Here is a 19729-nt window from a genome sequence, read left to right as displayed (position 1 = left end):
CCTGACCGTCGCCCCCGCCTGCCACCACGGGCGTACCGGCGGGCAGACCGGTGAGGGTTTCGGCATCGTCCGTGACCAAGCCCAGCACCGAGCCGGGCGCGAATGCCGTGGGGAAGCAGTCGCTGTCGAGGGGGATCGGCAATGCGCTGAGCACGTCGTCCGCCCAACGATGTTGGTGAATGTCGAAGGCGCCAAACGGGTCGGCGCTGGCCCAACTGGTGACGAACTCGCCGGTGAGTTTGCGCACCAGCCAGGCGTGAGGTTCGTAGACGTGGCGAATCTGCCGGAACCGCTCGGGTTCTGCGTCGGCCAGCCACGCCAGGCTGTAAATGGCCGGCGCCCAGTCATGGGGTTTGCCGGTGATGCTGTGCAGACGTTCGTGGCCGACGCGATGACAGAGCGCCGCGACCTCGTCCTTGCGACGCTCGTCGAGCCAGAGAATGGCGGGCCGCAGCAGGCGATCTTCGGCGTCGGTGACGGCCACGGTTTCCCGTTGGTTGACGATGGAAACGGCCGCAATGGCCGAGCCTTCGATCAGCCGCATCAGCGCCGTGACCGCCTGTTGCGTGGCCCGCCACCAGTCTTCCGGGTCCTGCTCGTACGCATTGGGCGCCGGTCGCGACAGCCCCAACGGCGCCCGCGCCTGCGCCACCAACAGGCCCCGCGCATTCCAGGCAATCGCCTTGCAGGTGGTCGTGCTCAGATCGATACCGATAACCAGCTTATGCATGCGCGCCCTGCCCCATCACCGTCCGTGACCGCCTGAAGTCGAAGGGCAAGATTAGTTCAGGATGTGTGGCGTTGTCTGGTCGGCGTGATGCCCCTATGGCCGTTCGGCATGAGCCCGATGGCGTTCACAAGGCCCCAGGGTGAGCTTTCATGCCGAAGATCGAAGCCTCTCTTCAGCCAGCCACTCCCCCTGTGGGAGCGAATTCATTCGCGAATCGTCGGCCCAGGTGCTGCATCTTCTTTGCCTGAAAGTCCGCTTTCGCGAATGAATTCGCTCCCACAGTTAGAGTCTTCGGCCAGTCAGAAATATTTCCGCAGCACTCGCGATGTCAACAACGAGCACCACCTCCCTATCAGGCAAAACACCGCCCCCCCTGTGGGAGCGAATTCATTCTGGGCGGCATTCCGACGAAGATGCCGGTACGGCTGATACATCTCCGTCGTCTGATACATCTTTCGCGAATGAATTCGCTCCCACAGTGAAGATCGCGCCGTCCCTACTTTCTTCATCCAGCCCGTCAGACCCACATGCAATCCCACAGCGGATAGTCTCCAACACGCTGAACCAAACCGGCCCTGACCGGGTTCAGCATGATGTATCGTGCGGCAGCCTTCAGATCCTCGTCATACCGCAGCGCCCGCTCGTGATAACCCTGTTGCCAGACCCTTCCTCGGCGGTGAGTCGCTCGATTCACAGCGATCGCGCTTCTCGCCGTGACCTGCTTTACCAATTGATCCAGTGATCCGCCTTTTAGCTCCGCTAGCCAGTGAATGTGATCAGGCATCACCACCCACGCCACCGAAGCCGCGATCTCCTCTCGGTCAGCGCGGCGAAACTCATCCACCACCAGACGCCCCAGGCAAAAACGCGAAAAAAACGGATGACGCCCTTCAGTGGCCGAGGTGATCAAATACACCCTGCCGGTTTCGGAAAATCGCCCTGAGCGAAGACGATGGGATTGCGATGGGTTAAGCACGCTCGACCTCTGATAGTGATTAGTACCTACTCCCCCTAGTCGTGCGTGTGAAGATCGTACGCTTTGGTATTTCTTCAAATATGAACATCGCCAACCGCATAGACCCCGTTGACTCAAGTCGCACACCGTCCCCCCCTGTGGGAGCGAATTCATTCTGGGCGGCATTCCGACGAGGGGCCGGTGCGGCCGATACATCTCCATCGTCTGATACATCTTTCGCGAATGAATTCGCCCCTACAGAGAACGGCCACTAAACGAGGCAGCGGCTTGTGCGCATTGCTCCGTTGACAATCCCCGCCCGCTCATCAAGTCTTGCGCTGCCCATCACTCAGGAGTCGTCATGGCCAGCAAAGAAGAGATTGCGGCGTTTATCGCGCAGGAGTTTCCGCAGACGCGGATCGTGGTCGAGGCGGTTGGGGAGAAGACCGCGACGGTTTCTCAGGCGGTCGATGAGTCGGACTTGCGGCCCGGTGGGACGGTGTCGGGGCCAACGTTGATGGCGGTGGCGGATGTGGCGCTGTACGTCGCGGTGTTGGGGGCAATTGGCATCGTGCCGTTGGCGGTGACCACCAGTCTGACGATCAATTTCCTGCGTAAACCTGAGGCCGGGCGGCGGATCGTGGCCGAGTGTCAGTTGCTGAAGGTCGGCAAGACCCTGGCCATTGGTGAGGTGTCGCTGTATTCCGAGGGGCTACCGGACGCAGTTGCCCATGTGGTCGGGACCTACGCGATCCCGCCCAAACGTCCGGCCTGAGCCGTTACACGACTGCCGTTCAGAACTTCCAGCGAGCGTTGATCACCGCGTTGCGCGGGTCGCCGTAGGACCCCGAGTTGAACGTGCCCAGCCCGTCGTAATACTTCTTGTCGAACAGGTTGTTCACGTTCAAACCCACACTCAGGTGCGAGTCGACTTCATAGTTGGCCAGCAACCCGACCACACCGAACGGCCGTTGATGAGCCTTGGTGCCAAAGTCTTCGTTGACTGCGTAAATGTCGCTCTGCCAGGTCATGTTGCCGCCCACTGTCAGCTTGTTCAGTTCGCCCGGCAGGCGATAGGTGGTGCCGAGTTTGAACAGATTCATCGGCTGGTTGGTTTCGACGCGATTGTCATCCTTGTCGTGGGATTCGCGGTAGGTGTAGCCGCCGATGACGTTCCACCCCGGCAGCACTTCGCCGGAGATTTCCGTCTCGATGCCCCGCGTGGTGGTGCCGCTGATGGCCTCATACACCTCACGGCCGTCTTCGCCGGTGTCGACGAATTGCGGCGTGTTCTTCTGCTTCACCTCGAACAGCGCAATGCTCGCGTTCAGCGCGCCGTCGTAGAACGAGCCCTTGAGGCCCACCTCGTAGTTGTCGCCTTCGAGTGGTTTGAGCGAGGTGTTGCTCGCCGTTTTGTAGAAGGTCTGCGGCAGGAAGATGCTGGTCCAGCTGGCGTAGACCGAGTAGGTGTCGTTCAGGTCGTAGATGACGCCCGCGTACGGCGTGACCACGCCCGTCTTTTTGGTGCGGTCACGGCTGGTGGATTCGCCGGTGAAGTCGTCGCTGCTGTCGTCCTTTTCAGTCCACGAACTGACCCGCGTGCCGAGGATCACCGACAGCGCATCCGTCGGTTTCAAGCGTACCGCGCCATAGACACCGTTCTGGCTCAGGCGCGTCAGGTTTTCACCGGTTTTGCCCAGGTGCGGCTTGCCACCGGGGTTGCCGTCGTACTCATAAATGTTATCGACCGAGGGCGTTGCACGCTCATAGTCCGGGTAGTTGAGGTGGGTGTAGGCCACGTTGGCACCGAACACCAGCTCATGCTCTCGCCCGCCCAATTCAAACGGTCCGGTGACGTACAGGTCGCCGTTGTCCTGGGTCTGGTAGCTGTCCAGCCGGTTGACGTACATACGCACGCCCCCGCCGGTTTCAAAGTCCGGCGCACCGGCACTGGCCGAGCCGACCACGCCGTGACGGTAGCCGTACTGATGGGTGTAGGCGGCTTTGAGCGTCCAGTCGTTGGCGAGTTTCTGTTCCAGCACGGTGCTGAAGTTGTACTGCGTGTTGTCCAGGTAGCTCCATTTCGCGCCGGGGTTGAACGAACGGGAAAAATGGGTCGCGGTGCCGTTGCTGTTGAACAGCGGGATATGGCCGAAGCTGACGCCGTCGGAGTCGTTATTCTGGTAATCGAGGCTGAAGCGCAGCAGCGTGTCTTCGCTCAGGTCCACGTCCACCGCGCCGTACATCACGCGTTTCTCGGTCTTGTACGCGTCGATGAAGGAACCGGCGGTTTGATACACGCTGACCAGCCGCCCCCGCACGTTGCCGCTGTCGGTCAACGGCCCCGCCACATCGGCCTCGGCGCGGTAGCGGTCCCAGGCACCGGCCTCGCCGTACACATAGCCCTGAAACTCCGAGGTCGGGCGTTTGCGAATCAGGTTCAGCGTCGCCGAAGGCGTGCCCGCCCCGCTCAACAGGCCGGTCGCGCCGCGCACGACTTCCACGCGGTCGTAAATCGCCATGTCCGCGAGGGTGCTGGTGTACTGCTGGGATTCGTTGGCGGTCTGCGATGGAATGCCGTCGTATTCGAAGTTTTGAATCTGGAAGCCGCGCGAATAGAAGGTGTAGCGATCACTGTCGCGGTGGTTGCTGGACAGGCCCGGCGTGAACTTGACCACGTCATCCAGCGACGCCAAGTGGTGATCGGTCATGACCTGACGCGGGATCACGGTGACCGACTGCGGCGTCTCTTTCAGCGACAGCCCCATCTTGGTGGCGGTACTGGTCTGGCGCGGGGTATAGGTGCCAGTGTTCTCGGTGGTCTCATCGATTCCCGCGCCGACGACGCTGGTGGCGCCGAGTTGCAGGGCCGAGGTTTTCTCGGCGCGGTACAGCACGTAAACACCTTGGGCCCCGGGGGTGGCGATCAGGTCCGAGCCCGCGAGCAACGCCGCGAAGCCTTGGTCGACGCTGTAGGTGCCGTTGAGTCCAGCGCTTTGCTTGCCATCGGTCAAACCCGCCTGAAACGACAACACCACGCCCGCTTCATTGGCGAAACGCCCCAACACCGCGCCCAGCGACCCCGGTGCGATGGCGTAGTTTTTCTGCACACTGGCGGCCTGCGCGTATGCCCCACCCAGCAAGATCGGCTCCAGCCACGCGAGCGAAGCCCCGAGCACAGCGAGTCTCAAGGTGTTGCGCGGCGTGAAGGCAAAGGGATTTCGGCTGGCGGGTTTTGACGGGGTGCGCATGCGTGCTCCTGATGCCCTGTTCGGGCGTTGTAAGGGTTTCTTACAAGGAGTCGCGCGAGCCTGCGCAAATCGACAATGCCACCCTGAAAATAAATTATGCAGAGGCTGGATGCCCCACCAACCGCATCCAGAAATCGGTGTAGCGCACCACCCTGACCGGCAGCGAGCGGGCAATCGCTGACAGCGCCAGATCGATGTCATCGAGCGGATAGGAACCCGAGACCCGAAGGTGCGCGATCTCTGGCGCGCAACCGAGGTATCCGCTGCGGTAGCGCTGCAATTCACCGATGAGACGGCCCAGCCGCCAGCCGTCGACCACGAGTCGCCCGCTGATCCACGTGTCAGCCAGAGGGTCCAGCGGATGACGGTCGAACAGCGTGCGGGCGTTGAAGCTCACGGCCTGGCCGCTGTCGATGATCGTCTGCTCCCCCGGCGCGCCTTCAGGGCGAACCGCGACCGCATGCTGAAACACGCCCAACTGCGTGACGCCGTCCTGCTGCCGCACGCTGAAACGGGTGCCCAGTGCCTGCATCTCACCCTGTGCGCTGCGCACGATGAAGGGTCGGGCATCCTTGGCGGTCTGAACGAAAATTTCGCCCTCACGCAGCAGGATCAATCGGGCCTCGGCGTTGAACACAATGTCCACGGCGCTGGCCGTGTTCAGAACAAGAGTGCTGCCATCGGCCAACGTGCGGGTCAGGCGCTCGCCAGTGCCGGTGCGCAGGTCGGCGAGCAACACCGGCGCTTCACGATACCCCGCCCAGCCAAGCGCGCTAAAACCGACACCCAGCGCAACCGTTTTGAGCACGCCCCGTCGCCCGAATGAAGCGCGACCTGCGCGATCCAGCACCTGATAACCCAGCGCACCCTTGGCGTTGCCCAGGTGCGCCTGCAACAGCGCGACCCGCTGCCAGGCCCAAGGGTGCAAGGGGTTTTCGTCGTGCCAGGTCTGGAACTGGCGCTGCATCGTGGCGTCACCAGGCGTGGCGCCCATTCGCGCAAACCAGTGGGCCGCTGCGCTCAGGGCCTGATGTTCGGGGGAACGGTTCAAGCGCCGTGTTCCAGCTGGAACAGCAGGCAATGTTCAGTAGCGCGGGCGATGTATTTGGTCACCGAACTCACTGATACGGCCAGTTGTTCAGCAATGTCCTTGTAACCCAAGCCCTGCAACTGCGAGAGCAGGAACGCTTCTTTCACCCGCTTGCCCAACCCGCTGAGCATCGCGTCAAGCGCGTGCAGGGTTTCCAGCAGCATCAGGCGTTCTTCCGGGGAGACGGCGTAACGTTCGGGCTGTTCAGCGAGGACGTGCAGATAGGCCTCTTCCACCGACCGACGCCGAAAACTGTCGACCATGACCCGTCGGGCGATGGTGACCAGAAAGTGTCGGGGTTCGATCAGTTCGTGGGTGATCGGTTGGTTACGGTCCGCCAGCAGCACGCGCATGAACGTGTCTTGCGCCATATCGGCGGCCTGATGGGAACAGCCCAGACGACCCCGTAGCCAATTCACCAGCCAGCCGTGATGAGCGCCATACAGCGTCGCAACGCCCTGATGGGGATGGGAAGAAGAACCGGAAACGGGCATGGTGAGAAACGCAAGCAAATAGGAATGGTTCGCAATATATTTCAAACGGAAACATTCGGCAACGTGCGTCAGGCTTGAATGTGCAGGGAATGAGTCAGCCGCAAGGTACTCGAGCACATCGCACCTGTAGGAGACGCCGGAGGTTACGACGGCAGCGAAGACAGCCTGGCTGACACACCCCCGCCACCGACCCGCCGCCTTCGCGGCTGTCGTACAGCTCCTGCTGCTCCCACAGGTTCAGTGCTGAATCCCATTCCCCGGCACGCCGTCACTCATCCGACAGTCCACAGCGTTTGGCGGCGTGACGGGATTAAATCATCAACCCCACAACGTCCGACCAAAGAAGGTCAAGGTCCGGTCCCACGCCAGTTGCGCCCAGACCGAGTCGTATTGGGTGCCGGGAATCCGGCCATGGCCCACGGCGGTTTCGTTGGTGAACGCGTGGTGCGCGAGGTAGCGATGGAATTCGAGGTCGACCCCGCCGTCGCCGAGTTTCTTTTCCAGCTCGTCCACGGTTTCGATCGCGAAGAACTCGTCTTGCGTCGCCCAGTGCGCCTGAACCGGCACCTTGATGGCGTTCGGATCAAGGTATTCCAGCGGCGGGAACCCGTAGAACACCACGCCGGCCGATAACTCGGGAATGAAGTTCAAGGACAGGAAGGTCAGCGCGCCGCCCATGCAGAAACCGGTCACGCCGACTTTTTGCGCATGACCTTTCAGGTATTGCACCGCGCCGCGAATGTCTTGAGTGGCGGCATCGGCGAAGTCGAGTTTGCTCATCAGGTGATGGGCCTCCTCTTCCTCGACCGTGGCTTCGCCGCGATACAAGTCAGGCACCAGCGCCAGATAACCTGCGGCTGCCAGACGGTCGGCGACGCCACGGATCTGATCGTTGAGGCCCCACCATTCCTGGATCACCACGATGGCCGGCGCGCCTTCGGTTTTCTCAGGGGTGGCCAGATAGCCGCTGACGTCTTTGCCGTCAGGGCGTTTGAAGGTAATGGTTTTGCCTGTTGCGGGTTGTGCGATGGATTGCGTCACGTGTATCTCCCGGGCGTTTTAGGTGTCTGAGATGCTGACCTTGGGCATCCTCGGACAGCAGAGCCCTCTGTTCTACGACACTTGCACGCGCCTGAAAAGGGCAAATAACGGCCATTGCATGAAAGTTGCCATCAAATGGCAGAAATGAGCGATGTCAAGGCTCAGCCGTTTTGCAGATCGGAGTTGATCGAGGTCCCGCAGAGGTCGGTCAGGGAAGCGTCGCGGTCTCGGGCGCGCTCGGCATCACGCATGTCCCGCAGTTGCTTTTGCAGCGTCGGCACCGACGGCGAATAAAGGAAACCGAACGACACGCTGTTGCGTCGGCCCTTCACCGCGTGGTGCATCCGGTGGGCTTGATAGAGACGGCGCAGGTAGCGATTGCGCGGTTGCGGCCGCATGGGCCAGTGGCGATGGACGATGCCGTCGTGCACCAGCATGTAAATCAGCCCGAACGCCGCGACACCGGCCCCCACCCATTGCAGCGGGTCGTAGCCGTTAATGCCCAGAACAATCAAGCCGACTGCCGCCATGCCCAGCGCCAGCAAATAAAGGTCGTTGGTTTCCAGCGCGCCGAGGTGTTCTTCGTGGTGGGAACGGTGCAGAAACCAGCCCCAGCCGTGCATCACGTACTTGTGAGCCAGAAAGCCGACACCCTCCATGGCGACCAGGGTGCAGAGGAAAATCGCGAAGTTAAGGATCATGGGGATGGCGTGGTCACGGGCTGGTGGACATCGAGGTGCAGCATACCGGGGCACGCGGGAAAATCAAAAGCGGGCAGGCGAACGGAGGCCACATCGCCGCACGGGATTCCCTGTGGGAGCGAATTCATTCGCGAAAGAGGGTATGGCCGATGGAGATGCGTCGGCTGTACCGGCCGTTCGCGAATGAATTCGCTCCCACAGGGGTTTACGTGTTTAGCCTGTTCGGGTGGAGTTGGCCCGGATTTGATGTCAGCGGCCGCAGAGGTGTTTCTGCCGGTCCAAATGGTCAGAAGATCTGCGTCAGCTGCAAAGCCATCGTCAGCACGCCAAGGCCAACCGCTTTTGCTCCTCAGCCGAAGATTTCACTCACAACGTTTGCTTTCCTGACCGAGCGATGTAAAAAATGGCCCCCATGGGTGGGCGGAAATCTGGCCCACTGTATTAATGCCGGTCATCGACACCCGCTGGCCAGCATCGCTTTCAAGGAATTCAGAATGGCTCCAAGACATGTAATCAACGCTTCGGTCAGTCCTAAAGGTAGCCTGGAGACGCTGTCACAACGTGAAGTGCAACAGCTCAGCGCCGCAGGTTCCGGCAGCATCTACAACCTCTTCCGCCAGTGCGCCCTGGCCATCCTCAACACCGGCGCCCATGTCGATAACGCCAAAACCATCCTCGAAGCCTACAAAGACTTCGAAGTCCGCATTCATCAACAGGACCGGGGCGTGCGCCTTGAATTGCTGAACGCCCCTGCCGACGCCTTCGTCGATGGCGAGATGATCGCCAGTACCCGGGAAATGCTGTTCAGCGCCCTGCGCGACATCGTCTACACCGAGAGTGAACTGGACAGCCAGCGCATCGACCTCAGCTCGTCCCAGGGCATCACCGACTACGTCTTCCACCTGCTGCGCAACGCCCGCACCCTGCGTCCGGGCGTCGAGCCGAAGATGGTGGTCTGCTGGGGCGGCCACTCGATCAACACCGAAGAATACAAATACACCAAGAAAGTCGGCCACGAACTGGGCCTGCGCAAGCTGGACATCTGCACCGGCTGCGGCCCTGGCGTGATGAAAGGCCCGATGAAAGGCGCGACCATCGCCCACGCCAAACAGCGCATCAACGGCGGCCGCTATCTGGGCCTGACCGAGCCCGGCATCATTGCCGCCGAGGCGCCGAACCCCATCGTCAACGAGCTGGTGATCCTGCCGGACATCGAGAAACGGCTCGAAGCCTTCGTGCGCGTGGGTCACGGCATCATCATCTTCCCGGGCGGTGCCGGTACGGCGGAGGAATTCCTTTATCTGCTGGGCATCCTGATGCACCCGGACAACCAGGGCCTGCCGTTCCCGGTGATCCTGACCGGGCCAAAAAGCACCGCACCGTACCTGGAGCAGTTGCACGCATTCGTCAGCGCGACCCTGGGCGAAGAGGCACACAAGCATTACACGATCATCATTGACGACCCGGCGGAAGTCGCCCGGCAGATGACCGAAGGCCTGAAAGCCGTGCGTCAGTTCCGTCGCGAACGGGCCGATGCGTTCCACTTCAACTGGTTGCTGAAGATCGAAGAAAGCTTCCAGCGTCCCTTCGACCCGACCCACGCCAACATGGCCAGCCTGCAACTGCGCCGCGACCTGCCACCCCATGAACTGGCGGCCAACCTGCGCCGTGCGTTTTCCGGCATCGTGGCGGGCAACGTCAAGGACAAGGGCATCCGTTTGATCGAAGAGCACGGGCCTTACGAGATTCACGGCGACGCCGAAGTCATGCAGCCGCTGGACAAGTTGCTGCAAGCCTTCGTCGAACAGCACCGGATGAAATTGCCGGGCGGCGCGGCGTATGTGCCGTGTTATCGCGTGGTCTCTTGAGGCACACAAACCTGTAGGAGCGCGCTTGCCCGCGAGAGGGGTGGGCGTGTGACACATTTACGCGCTGACACACCGTCATCGCGGGCAAGCGCGCTCCTACCCTTCAACTCTCTGGTCTCCAACGGTTCCTCATGATCCACATCCGCCCCATGACGCCCGAAGATTTCGAACGCTTCTGGCCCACCTTTCAGGCCGTGGTCCAGGCGCAGGAAACCTACGCCTACGACCCCGCCACGACCTACGAACAAGCCCTGCACCTCTGGCTCGACTACCCGCTGCACACCCTCATCGCCGAGGAAGACGGCGTGTTGCTCGGCAGCTATTACCTCAAGGCCAACGCCGCCGGCCCTGGCAGCCATGTGTGCAACTGCGGTTACATGGTCACGCCTGAGGCCCGTGGCAAAGGCGTCGCCCGACTGATGTGCGAACACTCTCAGCAACTGGCGGTGGACAGCGGTTTCTCGGCGATGCAGTTCAACTCGGTGGTCGCCACCAACGAGGTCGCAGTCGCGCTGTGGGGCAAACTGGGGTTCGAGACCGTTGGCCGCCTGCCCCGCGCCTATCGTCACGCCCGCCTCGGACTGGTCGACTGCCTGGTGATGTACAAATGGCTGGCCGACATGCCTGCGTCCCGCAAAGCCAAAAGCCCGCTGCTGATCGGCCGCAAGAATATCGAGTCCGTCGTCTCGCGCCCGCGACGCAAGGCCCCTGACGCGCCCGCCTGATTTTTTCGATCGGCGGGAACCGGTCGCCGTCTGACGCCACTCAGTCCGCACAGTACCCACTGCATGGACGGCGTCAGCATGGCCTTACCCCCGAACCTTTTTCACCGGACCGCCCCCACGGGCAATGTGGCGCGGACGGGACACGCCGACGCAGCAGCCCCCGCCGAAGGACCGCGCCAGCGCTCGGGCATCATGGGCCGCATGGCCATCCTCAGTCAGTCGGCGGTCACCAAGGGCCGCAACCTGAGGGACGGGCTGTTCAGGGCGCGACCGGGCGACGCCGCTTCCGTGCCCCGCAGTTCCCGCGCCCCCACGCCTGACCCGGGCCTGGCCGATCCAGGCCTGGCGCCGCCACCAGTGGCCCTGCCATTGATGCCGAAACTCACCATGGCGCTGGACAACCAGAAGCTGGTGTTCGGCGCGGACGGCCACACCACCCACACCGAAAGACTCCTCGACGGCATCCTCAACACGCCTGCCGACCGTTACAAAAGCCTCGCGCACCTTGGCACCCATGGCGATCAGAGCACCTATGCGCTGATCGACGCCCGTGATCGGCTGATCCATGCCCAGGCGAGCAACCTCTCGGTGTCCGTCTTCAAAAGCAGCGGGACACACGTCAACCCGGCGAGCCTGACCATGCCGGACCACGCGCACAGGGCGCAAATCACCGGCGTTCACGTGGGCGATGACGGCCAGGCATGGCGGCTGCACGAAAAGAAACTCTACGCGCTGGAAAACGGCGAATGGAAAGAACGCACCCACGTCCGCCACCTGAAAAGCCTGCACAGCGTCGGCGACGGCACGGTCTACGCCTTGGGCGAGGACGGCAAGGTGCGTTCGCTGAAAGATCCCCGCACGCCGCTGGAATTCACCCACAAGGTGTCTGCGCTGGGAAGCGCCACGGGCGGTGGGCTGATCGCGCTGTCCGAAGACGACGACCACGCCCCGACGCTGGAGCGGCTACACGTGTTCGGCGACGGCGTCCACGACGTTCAGCCCCTGCGCCTGCCCACCGGCACGCCCAACGACGAGGCCCTGAAGCCGAAATCCGTGACCATCGCCGGTAACACGCTGCTTGCCACCAGCGCGTCGGGCAAGTTGCTGCAGGCGCACATCAGCGACAACGACCTCATGCCCTCGCTGGACCCTGACGCCCCCGAAGGCACGATGGTCCGGCGCCCGCCGTTGATCGGCCTCGACCTGCACCTGAGCGAGAAAACACCCGACGCCCGCTTGCAAAACGCCTTCGGCGAGCACACCGTCAGCGACTTCTTCCACGACGATCAGGGGCAGCTGCACGCCAGGATCAAGGATCAGAAAGGCGCCGAACACAGCGCTCAGTGGGACCCGCATCGTCAGGATTTCAAACCCGGCTGGAACATGGCACCGCTGATCATGGACCGGCAGAAAGGCTTGCCGACGTTGACCCCGGATGCCCAGTCGCAGATTCGTCTGCCGCGCGGCAACATCGCCCTCAGCGGCAACGACCTGCTGGTGCAGGACCCGCGCACCGAGCAATGGAAGAAAGGCAGCGAAAAAGACCTCAAGGCCCTGCAGGCGGGTCAGGACGGCTTCGCGTATCTGGTCGACAAGGACGGCAAGCTCAAGCAACTCAAGGTCGCGCCGCAAGCCGCCGCCCACGAAATGGGCAAGGGGGCGGACCTGGCGTTGCCGGGGCGCGGGACCGAAGCCAAAGGCACGGTCATGCGCGGCGCCGAACACCTCACCGTGGACAAAGTCGCGGTGCAGAACGATCAGAAATACGTGACCCTCAGCGCCGGCCAGTTGCGCCTGCACGACCAGAACGGTGAGCGTGCGTTCCTGCCCTCGCCGCCCGGCACCGGGCCGATTCAGTCCTTGAGCAGTGGCGGCAAGGATTGGTACGCGCTGCGCGACGATCAGCTGTTTCGCCTCCCTGGCGACAGCACCGACCCAAAAAAAATGAGCACCGAAACACCTCGCTGGGACCCCGTCACCGTGGACGGCCCACTCGCAGGCGCGACCCTGCAAGACCTGCGACCGGATCACGACGGCAAGCTGCTGGCGAAAACCGACCGGGGCGATTTCGTTCGAAACGGTGACGGCACCTGGGCAGCTGCCACGGCGCCCGCCGACCCCACACGCAAGGCCCACGAACATTTCGACCAATTGGTGGCCGGCGAGCCAGACTTCACCCGGCGTGGCAACGTCAAGGCGAGTCTCAATGTGCTAGGCCGCAGCAACATCGAGACGATCAAATCCGAACAGTTCGCCCCCGCGCGCTGGAATCAGAACTACCTCACGTCTCACCTGTCACCGACCGGCGCTGTCAAGGTGCCTGCCGACAGCGTGCAGCACGCCTGGAAAGGCCGCGAAGGCCTGAAACCGATCTACACCGGAGAAACTGCCGCCCTGCAAACCCTGGGCGAAAAATCGACCGCCGCGATGAGCGCTGTCAACGCGCCCACGGCGGCCTCTCGTATCGACGCGTTGAAAGCCATCCCGATCCCGGCCCAGACACCCGCGCTCACTGAGCTGACCGAGCTGTTCGACTGGTTCCACACAGCGGTGACCGACGACCTGCAACACACCCTGCGCGAGCTGGCGGAAAAAGAGAACGCGCTGCTCAAAAACGGTGAGGTCAACCCGGCGTATCAAGGCAAACCCAGGGCCAACGACATGCTGACCGAAGTGGCGCAAGTGGCGCGCAACAGCGGGATCAACGACACCCACCCGCTGGGCAAACTGCTCAATTCGCTGCAGGACCAACATTTCACGCTGGAGCATCGCACCTCGCAAACCGGCCTCGATGCCTCGCGCAAACGCGGTGACGATCAAGCGCTGTTGCGTGCGCGCCTGGCACTGGACATCAACGTGCTGGACGACATCAGCAAAAAACTCAGTGAATTGGTCGCGGAGACCCAAAAAACCGGCCCACAGAACCTCGATGCCATCGCCAGGTCACTCGCCAAACTGCACAACGACACCTACGAAGGCAGCCCGATCAAGCGCTACACCGACGCCGGTTTCCGCAATCATGCCGCGCTGGAAGCCAGCTACGACGCGACCAAAAGCCTGCTCAAGTACATGCGTAAGGACAACCACCCGGTCAAACGCAGCGTCCTGCAAGGGCTGGAAACCCGTCCCGACGCGTTGGTGAGCAACCTGACCAATGCCCTGCGCGATCTTGAACCGAGGGAAAGCCTCAAGCTCAACCGCAACTACGGCGGCGGCGTCACGGGTGGCGTCTCTGGTCCGGAAGGCAAAGCGTTTCTCGGTTTTCGCGGCAGCATCGACCCCGAACGCACGTTCGGGCTGACGTTCACCCGATTCGATCGCGGCCTGAAAGTCGCGCTCAATCGCGAGGGCGCGGTCAGCGGCACCGCCAGTTTCGGCTTCGGCAACGGCATCAGCGACACCCGCACCACACCCGGCGACAGCCACAAGAACATTCAGTCCAACGGCGGCTGGTTCGGCGGCAGCCTCGATGGCAAGTACAAATACACCGACAACACCGCCCTCAGCTTTTTTATCCGCGACGACGAGCTTGAAGCCTTCATGAAAGACCTCATGCAAGAGCCGCTGCACAGCAGCAAGCAACCCGACGCGGGCGGCTTGAAGCCCATGGCGTTGATGGACCGTGGCGTGGAAAAGGAAGTTCGTGAAACCACCAAGCACAACTTCGACCTCGACGTGGGACTGAACATCGAGTCCCGGACCAACAAGGGCCAGACCGACGCCGAGCCGGTCGCCGGCTTCATGCGTTTCGGTGCCGGGCTGCTCGCCAGCCTGTCCCTGCTCAGCGCCGAGCGAGAACGGACGGAAGGCCACGGCAGCGACGGCCTGTCCACTGACATCTACAGCAGCAATCGGGCGCGCTTCCTCGAAAAGGGCTCGGTCTCGGGGTATGCGCGGATGTTCAGCACCGTGTTCAGTTCGCGTCCCAGCAACCTGTTCATCGCCGGCGGGGCGCCAATGGGCGTCACGGCGAGCCTGTCCTTCGATAACAAGACCGGCAAAACCTACGACGTGCGGTTCAAGCACGCGTTGCCCGTGCAAAACAACGACCTGAAAGGCCTGGCCGAAACCCTGGAGAAGGCCTACCCCGCCCTGCCCAAAAACCAGCCCACCGAGGGGCATCCGGCAGACCGCACCCTCCTGCTGCTCAAAACCAAATACCTCAGCGCCGGGGCACCGAAGAACGACGCTCAATTCGCCGCGCTTGCCAGCCTGCGCCAATTGGACCGGCAGAACACGGCCGCCAAACAGGGGTCGAGCCTGATGTCCCTGATGGACATGGTGGTCAAGCACAACAACGTCAATCGGGTCGACCAGGCGGCGCTGTCGAAACGCGGCATCGACTGGACCAAGGAATTGCTGGGCCTGGACGTCAACCCCGGCAATGCCGAGCATATCCACGATTTGATGAGCCATGACCCGCAGCTCAAGGGCCTGCTCGATGAACTGAAACGCACGAAAGGCACGACCCGCGCCGAGTTGAAGCTGGAGGTGCGCGACGACATCAAGCAGCGCATCGAAGAAGGCGCGCTGGCCGGGACCCTGACCGACAAGGACCTCAAGGAGATGCTCGCCAACAAGGACAACCTGCGCATCAAGAGCATCGCAATCTTCCGGACGGCGGCGAAGGACGATTCGCTGGCGATCCCACTGCCCTATGTCAGCTTCAAGAGCGGCAGCAACCTGAGCATCGAGCGCCTGCGCGGCGAGGTCACGTTCGAGTACGGGCTGGATCAGACCCAGCCGAAGAAATTCACCCTGGACGGCGAGCAGGCGGATCAAAGCGACCCGCAACCGGCCCGCGACCTGGCCAGCGACGCCCAAGGCGTGTTCAGGCCCGCGTGATGCGAGGCAGGATTGCGCGACGACATCATTCGAGGAGTTCACCCATGGCAACTGCAACCACCCTGATCGACGCCCTGGCCAAACAGATGGGCATTACGCTGACGCTGGAAAACGGCGTCTGCGCCCTGTTCGACCAGCAACGCGAAGTGGTCATCATTGAAATCCCGACGGCGGGGGATGTCGCGATTTTGCATTGTCGGCTGGCACTGCGCCCCGACCCCGCGCTGCATGAAAAGCTGCTGCGCCTGAACTTCGACTCCAGCGCCATGAGTGGTTGCTGGCTGGCGCTCGACGACCGCAATCAGGTGCGGCTGTGCGCCGAGCTGCCGCTGGACGGCTTGAGTGAACTGGCGTTCGTGCATTGGGTGCAAGGCTTCGTCAAGCAGACGCAGGAGGTCCCGGCGCTGTTGCGCCCTGCGACGTCGGCTCCGGCTGCGCCGGTGATGGCTCGACGGTTCGTCTGATCGATCGTCCCGCGAGCCGCAAATACGGCTAAAAACGTCAATGCTTGGCTCAGCTGACGTTTTTCGCCATCTGCGCGGCGCTTTCAAAAACTTGCCGGAATGCCATCTCTCTACGATTCTCTACACACGGCCCGACCACGGTGGCCGGGCTTACAATACGTGCCGGAGAGGCCACCATGACAACCGTAGCCGAGTTACTGAAGCTCAAAGACGAACAACACAGGGTTCCTCATACCGTCAGGCCGGACCAGATGGTCTTTGAGGTGATCACGTTGATGGCGGAGAAAAACATCGGTGCCGTGCCGGTGGTGCGGGACGGGAAGGTGGTGGGCATCGTCAGCGAGCGGGATTACGTGCGCAAGATGGAGTTGAAGGGCCGCGCCTCGGTGGGGACGCCCGTCAGCGAGATCATGACCCACGAGGTGAAGACCGTTGCGCCGGGTGACAAGGTCAGTGATTGCATGGCGATCATGACCAACGGCCGGCTGCGGCATTTGCCGGTCGTCGACAACGGCGAGCTGGTGGGATTGCTGTCGATTGGTGACCTGGTGAAAGAGGCGATTGCGGAACAGGCCAGGCTCATTCAGAAAATGCAGGAATACATTCGCGGCGAGAGTTATTGAAGTCCGGGGTGGGTCAGGCAGGTTTCAAAACGCCTGACCCACCCCTGCGTCCGACGGCGGCCCGTGCGGTTACTGCACCGGCAAGAAATTCAGGAACAACAGGCTCTGCGCATAATTGAGCCCGATCCTCCGGTAGCGCTCGTCGAGCATCTGGGTCAGCAGGTCCAGCCGGGCCACGATCTTGCCGAATTCCGTGGCGAAACTCAGGTTGCTGCCCTCCTCCGAAATCTCGTTCGAGAACAGCATCAACTCGCCATTGGCATTCTGCCGCTGGCTCAGCAGCCACGTGGCCTTTTCGATGTTGCGGGCGGCGTTGCTGACGAATTTGGGGTTGATCTGGTCGGTCATGAAGAACTCCATCCGCCCGCCATGGGCCGTCACCAGCATGCTGCCAATGGCATAGATGAACGCGCCCACCCGGTCGCCGAGAAATTCCGGGCTGAGGGCGTAGCTCAGGGCGGCCAGATCCCGCCGGTTGCCCAGCTGCGCCAGTGACTTCTGCTGCTCGATGGCGTTACGCACGTTGCGTTCGGCTGACCGCGCATCGACAAACCCGGACTTGCGCCACTCGGCGGGGTTGCGCAGGTAGAGCTTGTTCATCAGCAGGTAGAGGCTTTCCAGGTTGTCATGCATGGCGAGGGTGGCCATGCGGTCGACGCTGGTCTGGAAGAATTCCTGAGGGCGGGTATTGCCGAACTGCGTCGCCACATCCTGCCCGTCCTGACGGGTGCAGCCGAGGGTACAGACAGCGGTCAGACACACCACGAGCCAGGGGCGAACGCGGTGGCGTGCAAGGAATGGAAGGCGCAGTGGAACCATGTTTCAAGGGCTTCGACGATCTGGACCCCACGCGAATCGCGGCGTCCCGGCCATGCATAGAGCGGCAAATCGGTGAAAAGTGCGGAATCAGGGGTGAAATGACGTTGGCACCCCCTGACACACCGCCTTCGTCCGATCGCGGTGGGTCTGACACTCCAGTGTCGATGAAACAAAGCCTCACACATTTGACGTCGCCCTCGCCTTTCACCAAGCTAGCGGACTTCACTTGCTTTCAGGAAACACCCCGCGTGATGACCCCAAGCCTGCACTGGCGCCGCTTTCTGTTTTGCCTCGCTCCCTTGATCGCCCTGCTTGCGGCCTGCGACGGAGGGGCGCCGAAGACCAAGCCTTCCGAAGCCACGACTTATGTAAGTGTCGAATGGGACAAGCTGCCTGCGGTCAGTGATCAGGACTTGATGGCCGGGTTCAACAGCTGGTTCTCGGCGTGCAAGCGCCTGGCCAAGGACCCGGTCTGGGGCACGACCTGCGCAACCGCCGCTCAGGTGCCGTTGAACCCGCCAGCGGTACGGGACTTTCTCAAGAATCAATTGCAGGTCTACAGCCTGCGCTCGTCCGAGCACGGCGCCAACGGATTGATCACCGGCTATTACGAGCCGATCTATAAAGGCAGCGAAGCCCATAACGATCAGCATCCGGTGGCCATCTACGGCGTGCCGGACGATCTGATCATCGTCAATCTCGACAGCATTTATCCGGAACTCAAGGGCAAACGCTTGCGTGGTCGTCTGGATGGCCGCGTGTTGCGCCCCTACGACGACGCGTCCACGATCAACGAGAAAGGCGTCAACGCTCCCGTGCTCGCCTGGCTGGAAAACCCCATCGACCTGCAATTCCTGCAAATCCAGGGCTCGGGACGGGTGCAACTGGAAAGCGGTCGGCAACTGCGCATCGCCTACGCCGACCAGAACGGCCACCCCTATAAACCGGTGGGCCGCTGGCTGGTTGAACAGGGTCAACTGACCAAGGACGAGGTGTCCATGGGCCGCATCCGTGACTGGGCCATCGCTCACCCGGATCGCGTGCATGAACTGCTCGGCAGCAACCCCAGCTACGTGTTCTTCACCCTGCGCCCGGACAGCGACGAAGGCCCTCGCGGCTCGCTCAACGTGCCGCTGACTGCGGGCTACAGTGTGGCCATCGACCGCAAGGTCATCCCGCTCGGCAGCCTGTTGTGGCTGTCGTCGACGCGTCCCGACGGCTCGCCGCTGGTGCGCCCGGTCGCCGCTCAAGACACCGGCGGTGCCATCGCCGGTGAAGTCCGCGCCGACATGTTCTGGGGCACCGGCGACGCGGCTGGTGAACTGGCGGGCAACATGAAACAGCAGGGGCAGATCTGGATGCTGTGGCCCAAAGGCGCCGCACTCCCCAACGCCAAACCCAAGGAATAATGCGGCATGAGCAGTGAAGTGATCGCCACCGAACAGGTGACCCTGACTGGCAATAGCGTGACCCTGCTGCCGTTGCAGGCCGAACACGCCGCGTCACTGGTGCAGGCTGCCGAAGACGGCGAGTTGTGGAACATGAAGGTCACGGTGATTCCGGGACCGACGACGGTCGAGTCCTACATTGCCACCGCGCTGGCGGGCCGTGCGGCCGGAACCGTCATGCCCTTCGCCATCGTGCACCGCGCCACCGGCAAGATCGTTGGCAGCACCCGGTTCTGGAAGATCGACCGCAAGCACCGCAAGCTTGAGATCGGCCACACCTGGCTCGGCCAGTCGGTGCAGCGCTCGGGGCTGAACACCGAGATGAAATTCCTGCTGCTGGAATACGCCTTCGAGGTCATGCAGTGCGTGCGGGTGCAGTTCACCACCGACGAACTCAACGAGAAGTCCCGCGCCGCCATCCTGCGCATCGGCGCGAAACAGGAAGGCATCGTACGCCACGAGCGGATCATGCCCGACGGCCGCAAGCGCAATTCCGTGCGGTTCAGCATCATCGATGACGAGTGGCCTGACGTGAAAGCCATGCTACGAGAGAAAATGGCACATTTCGGCTGACGCCCCCAACGCTCTCCTTCGCGCCTCTGAACCGGTTGCGGGTTGATCTGAAACCGGTTTCAGGTATAACAGGATGTTTCTTCTCTCAAGCGCCGCGCTCCC

At 62.2% G+C, this 19729-nt stretch carries 16 protein-coding genes; 8 read left to right on the top strand and 8 right to left on the bottom strand.

Features of this window, described 5'->3' with window-relative positions:
• Both GVN17_RS20150 and GVN17_RS20145 read right to left on the bottom strand, forming a co-directional pair.
• Positions 1-730, bottom strand: a 730-nt coding sequence (locus tag GVN17_RS20150) for an FGGY-family carbohydrate kinase (RefSeq protein ID WP_256665319.1), incomplete at its 3' end; no start/stop codon positions are given.
• Between the two features lie 517 nt (positions 731-1247).
• A complete protein-coding gene (locus tag GVN17_RS20145) occupies positions 1248-1646 on the bottom strand; it encodes a transposase (protein WP_371928584.1) in 399 nt (132 codons plus the stop codon).
• A gap of 400 nt (positions 1647-2046) precedes the next feature.
• Between GVN17_RS20145 and GVN17_RS20140 the strand changes: the two genes are divergently transcribed.
• On the top strand, positions 2047-2460 hold the full coding sequence (locus GVN17_RS20140) for a PaaI family thioesterase (protein WP_166597000.1): 414 nt from the start codon (positions 2047-2049) through the stop codon (positions 2458-2460).
• A gap of 19 nt (positions 2461-2479) precedes the next feature.
• Here the strand turns inward: GVN17_RS20140 and GVN17_RS20135 are convergent, their stop codons facing one another.
• From GVN17_RS20135 to GVN17_RS20115, 5 genes are all read right to left on the bottom strand, one after another.
• Complete coding sequence (locus GVN17_RS20135; RefSeq protein ID WP_166596999.1) at positions 2480-4936, bottom strand: TonB-dependent receptor; 2457 nt, start codon at positions 4934-4936, stop codon at positions 2480-2482.
• A 94-nt stretch (positions 4937-5030) separates the two neighbouring features.
• On the bottom strand, positions 5031-5987 hold the full coding sequence (locus GVN17_RS20130; RefSeq protein WP_166596998.1) for a FecR domain-containing protein: 957 nt from the start codon (positions 5985-5987) through the stop codon (positions 5031-5033).
• Positions 5984-6520, bottom strand: a complete 537-nt coding sequence (locus GVN17_RS20125) for a sigma-70 family RNA polymerase sigma factor (RefSeq protein ID WP_166596997.1) — start codon at positions 6518-6520, stop codon at positions 5984-5986. The genes GVN17_RS20130 and GVN17_RS20125 overlap by 4 nt, the downstream gene beginning before the upstream one ends.
• Before the next feature lie 318 nt (positions 6521-6838).
• A complete protein-coding gene (locus GVN17_RS20120; RefSeq protein ID WP_371928583.1) occupies positions 6839-7561 on the bottom strand; it encodes a dienelactone hydrolase family protein in 723 nt (240 codons plus the stop codon).
• A gap of 161 nt (positions 7562-7722) precedes the next feature.
• The gene (locus GVN17_RS20115) at positions 7723-8262 is read right to left on the bottom strand and encodes a sterol desaturase family protein (protein WP_166596996.1); all 540 of its coding nucleotides are present in this window, start codon (positions 8260-8262) and stop codon (positions 7723-7725) included.
• Positions 8263-8756: 494 nt separating this feature from the next.
• Here GVN17_RS20115 and ppnN point away from each other — a divergent pair, with 494 nt between their 5' ends.
• From ppnN to GVN17_RS20090, 5 genes are all read left to right on the top strand, one after another.
• Complete coding sequence (gene ppnN, locus GVN17_RS20110; RefSeq protein WP_166596995.1) at positions 8757-10130, top strand: nucleotide 5'-monophosphate nucleosidase PpnN; 1374 nt, start codon at positions 8757-8759, stop codon at positions 10128-10130.
• Between the two features lie 131 nt (positions 10131-10261).
• Positions 10262-10855 (top strand): GNAT family N-acetyltransferase, encoded by a 594-nt coding sequence (locus tag GVN17_RS20105; protein ID WP_166596994.1) that lies wholly within the window; start codon positions 10262-10264, stop codon positions 10853-10855.
• Between the two features lie 78 nt (positions 10856-10933).
• The gene (locus GVN17_RS20100) at positions 10934-15700 is read left to right on the top strand and encodes an AvrE-family type 3 secretion system effector (RefSeq protein WP_166596993.1); all 4767 of its coding nucleotides are present in this window, start codon (positions 10934-10936) and stop codon (positions 15698-15700) included.
• Positions 15701-15744: 44 nt separating this feature from the next.
• Positions 15745-16164: a type III secretion system chaperone gene (locus tag GVN17_RS20095; RefSeq protein ID WP_166596992.1), complete on the top strand. Its 420-nt coding sequence runs from the start codon at positions 15745-15747 to the stop codon at positions 16162-16164.
• A 176-nt stretch (positions 16165-16340) separates the two neighbouring features.
• A complete protein-coding gene (locus tag GVN17_RS20090; protein ID WP_166596991.1) occupies positions 16341-16787 on the top strand; it encodes a CBS domain-containing protein in 447 nt (148 codons plus the stop codon).
• Positions 16788-16856: 69 nt separating this feature from the next.
• On the opposite strand, the gene GVN17_RS20085 is transcribed toward GVN17_RS20090, so the two are convergent.
• Positions 16857-17606 (bottom strand): hypothetical protein, encoded by a 750-nt coding sequence (locus GVN17_RS20085; protein ID WP_166596990.1) that lies wholly within the window; start codon positions 17604-17606, stop codon positions 16857-16859.
• A gap of 251 nt (positions 17607-17857) precedes the next feature.
• On the opposite strand from GVN17_RS20085, the gene GVN17_RS20080 reads away from it, so the two are divergent.
• Both GVN17_RS20080 and GVN17_RS20075 read left to right on the top strand, forming a co-directional pair.
• Positions 17858-19015, top strand: coding sequence for a murein transglycosylase A (locus tag GVN17_RS20080; RefSeq protein ID WP_166597017.1), 1158 nt, complete (start codon positions 17858-17860; stop codon positions 19013-19015).
• 6 nt (positions 19016-19021) lie between these two features.
• Positions 19022-19627 carry a GNAT family N-acetyltransferase gene (locus tag GVN17_RS20075; protein WP_166596989.1) on the top strand — a complete coding sequence of 202 codons (606 nt, stop codon included), beginning with the start codon at positions 19022-19024 and terminating at the stop codon, positions 19625-19627.
• The last annotated feature ends 102 nt before the right edge of the window (positions 19628-19729 follow it).

This window comes from Pseudomonas sp. SLFW, from assembly GCF_009905615.1.
Classification (GTDB): Bacteria; Pseudomonadota; Gammaproteobacteria; order Pseudomonadales; family Pseudomonadaceae; genus Aquipseudomonas; species Aquipseudomonas bambusae.
The sequence above is the reverse complement of the archived record's forward strand: the minus strand, read 5'-3'. Positions and strand labels throughout refer to the sequence as shown.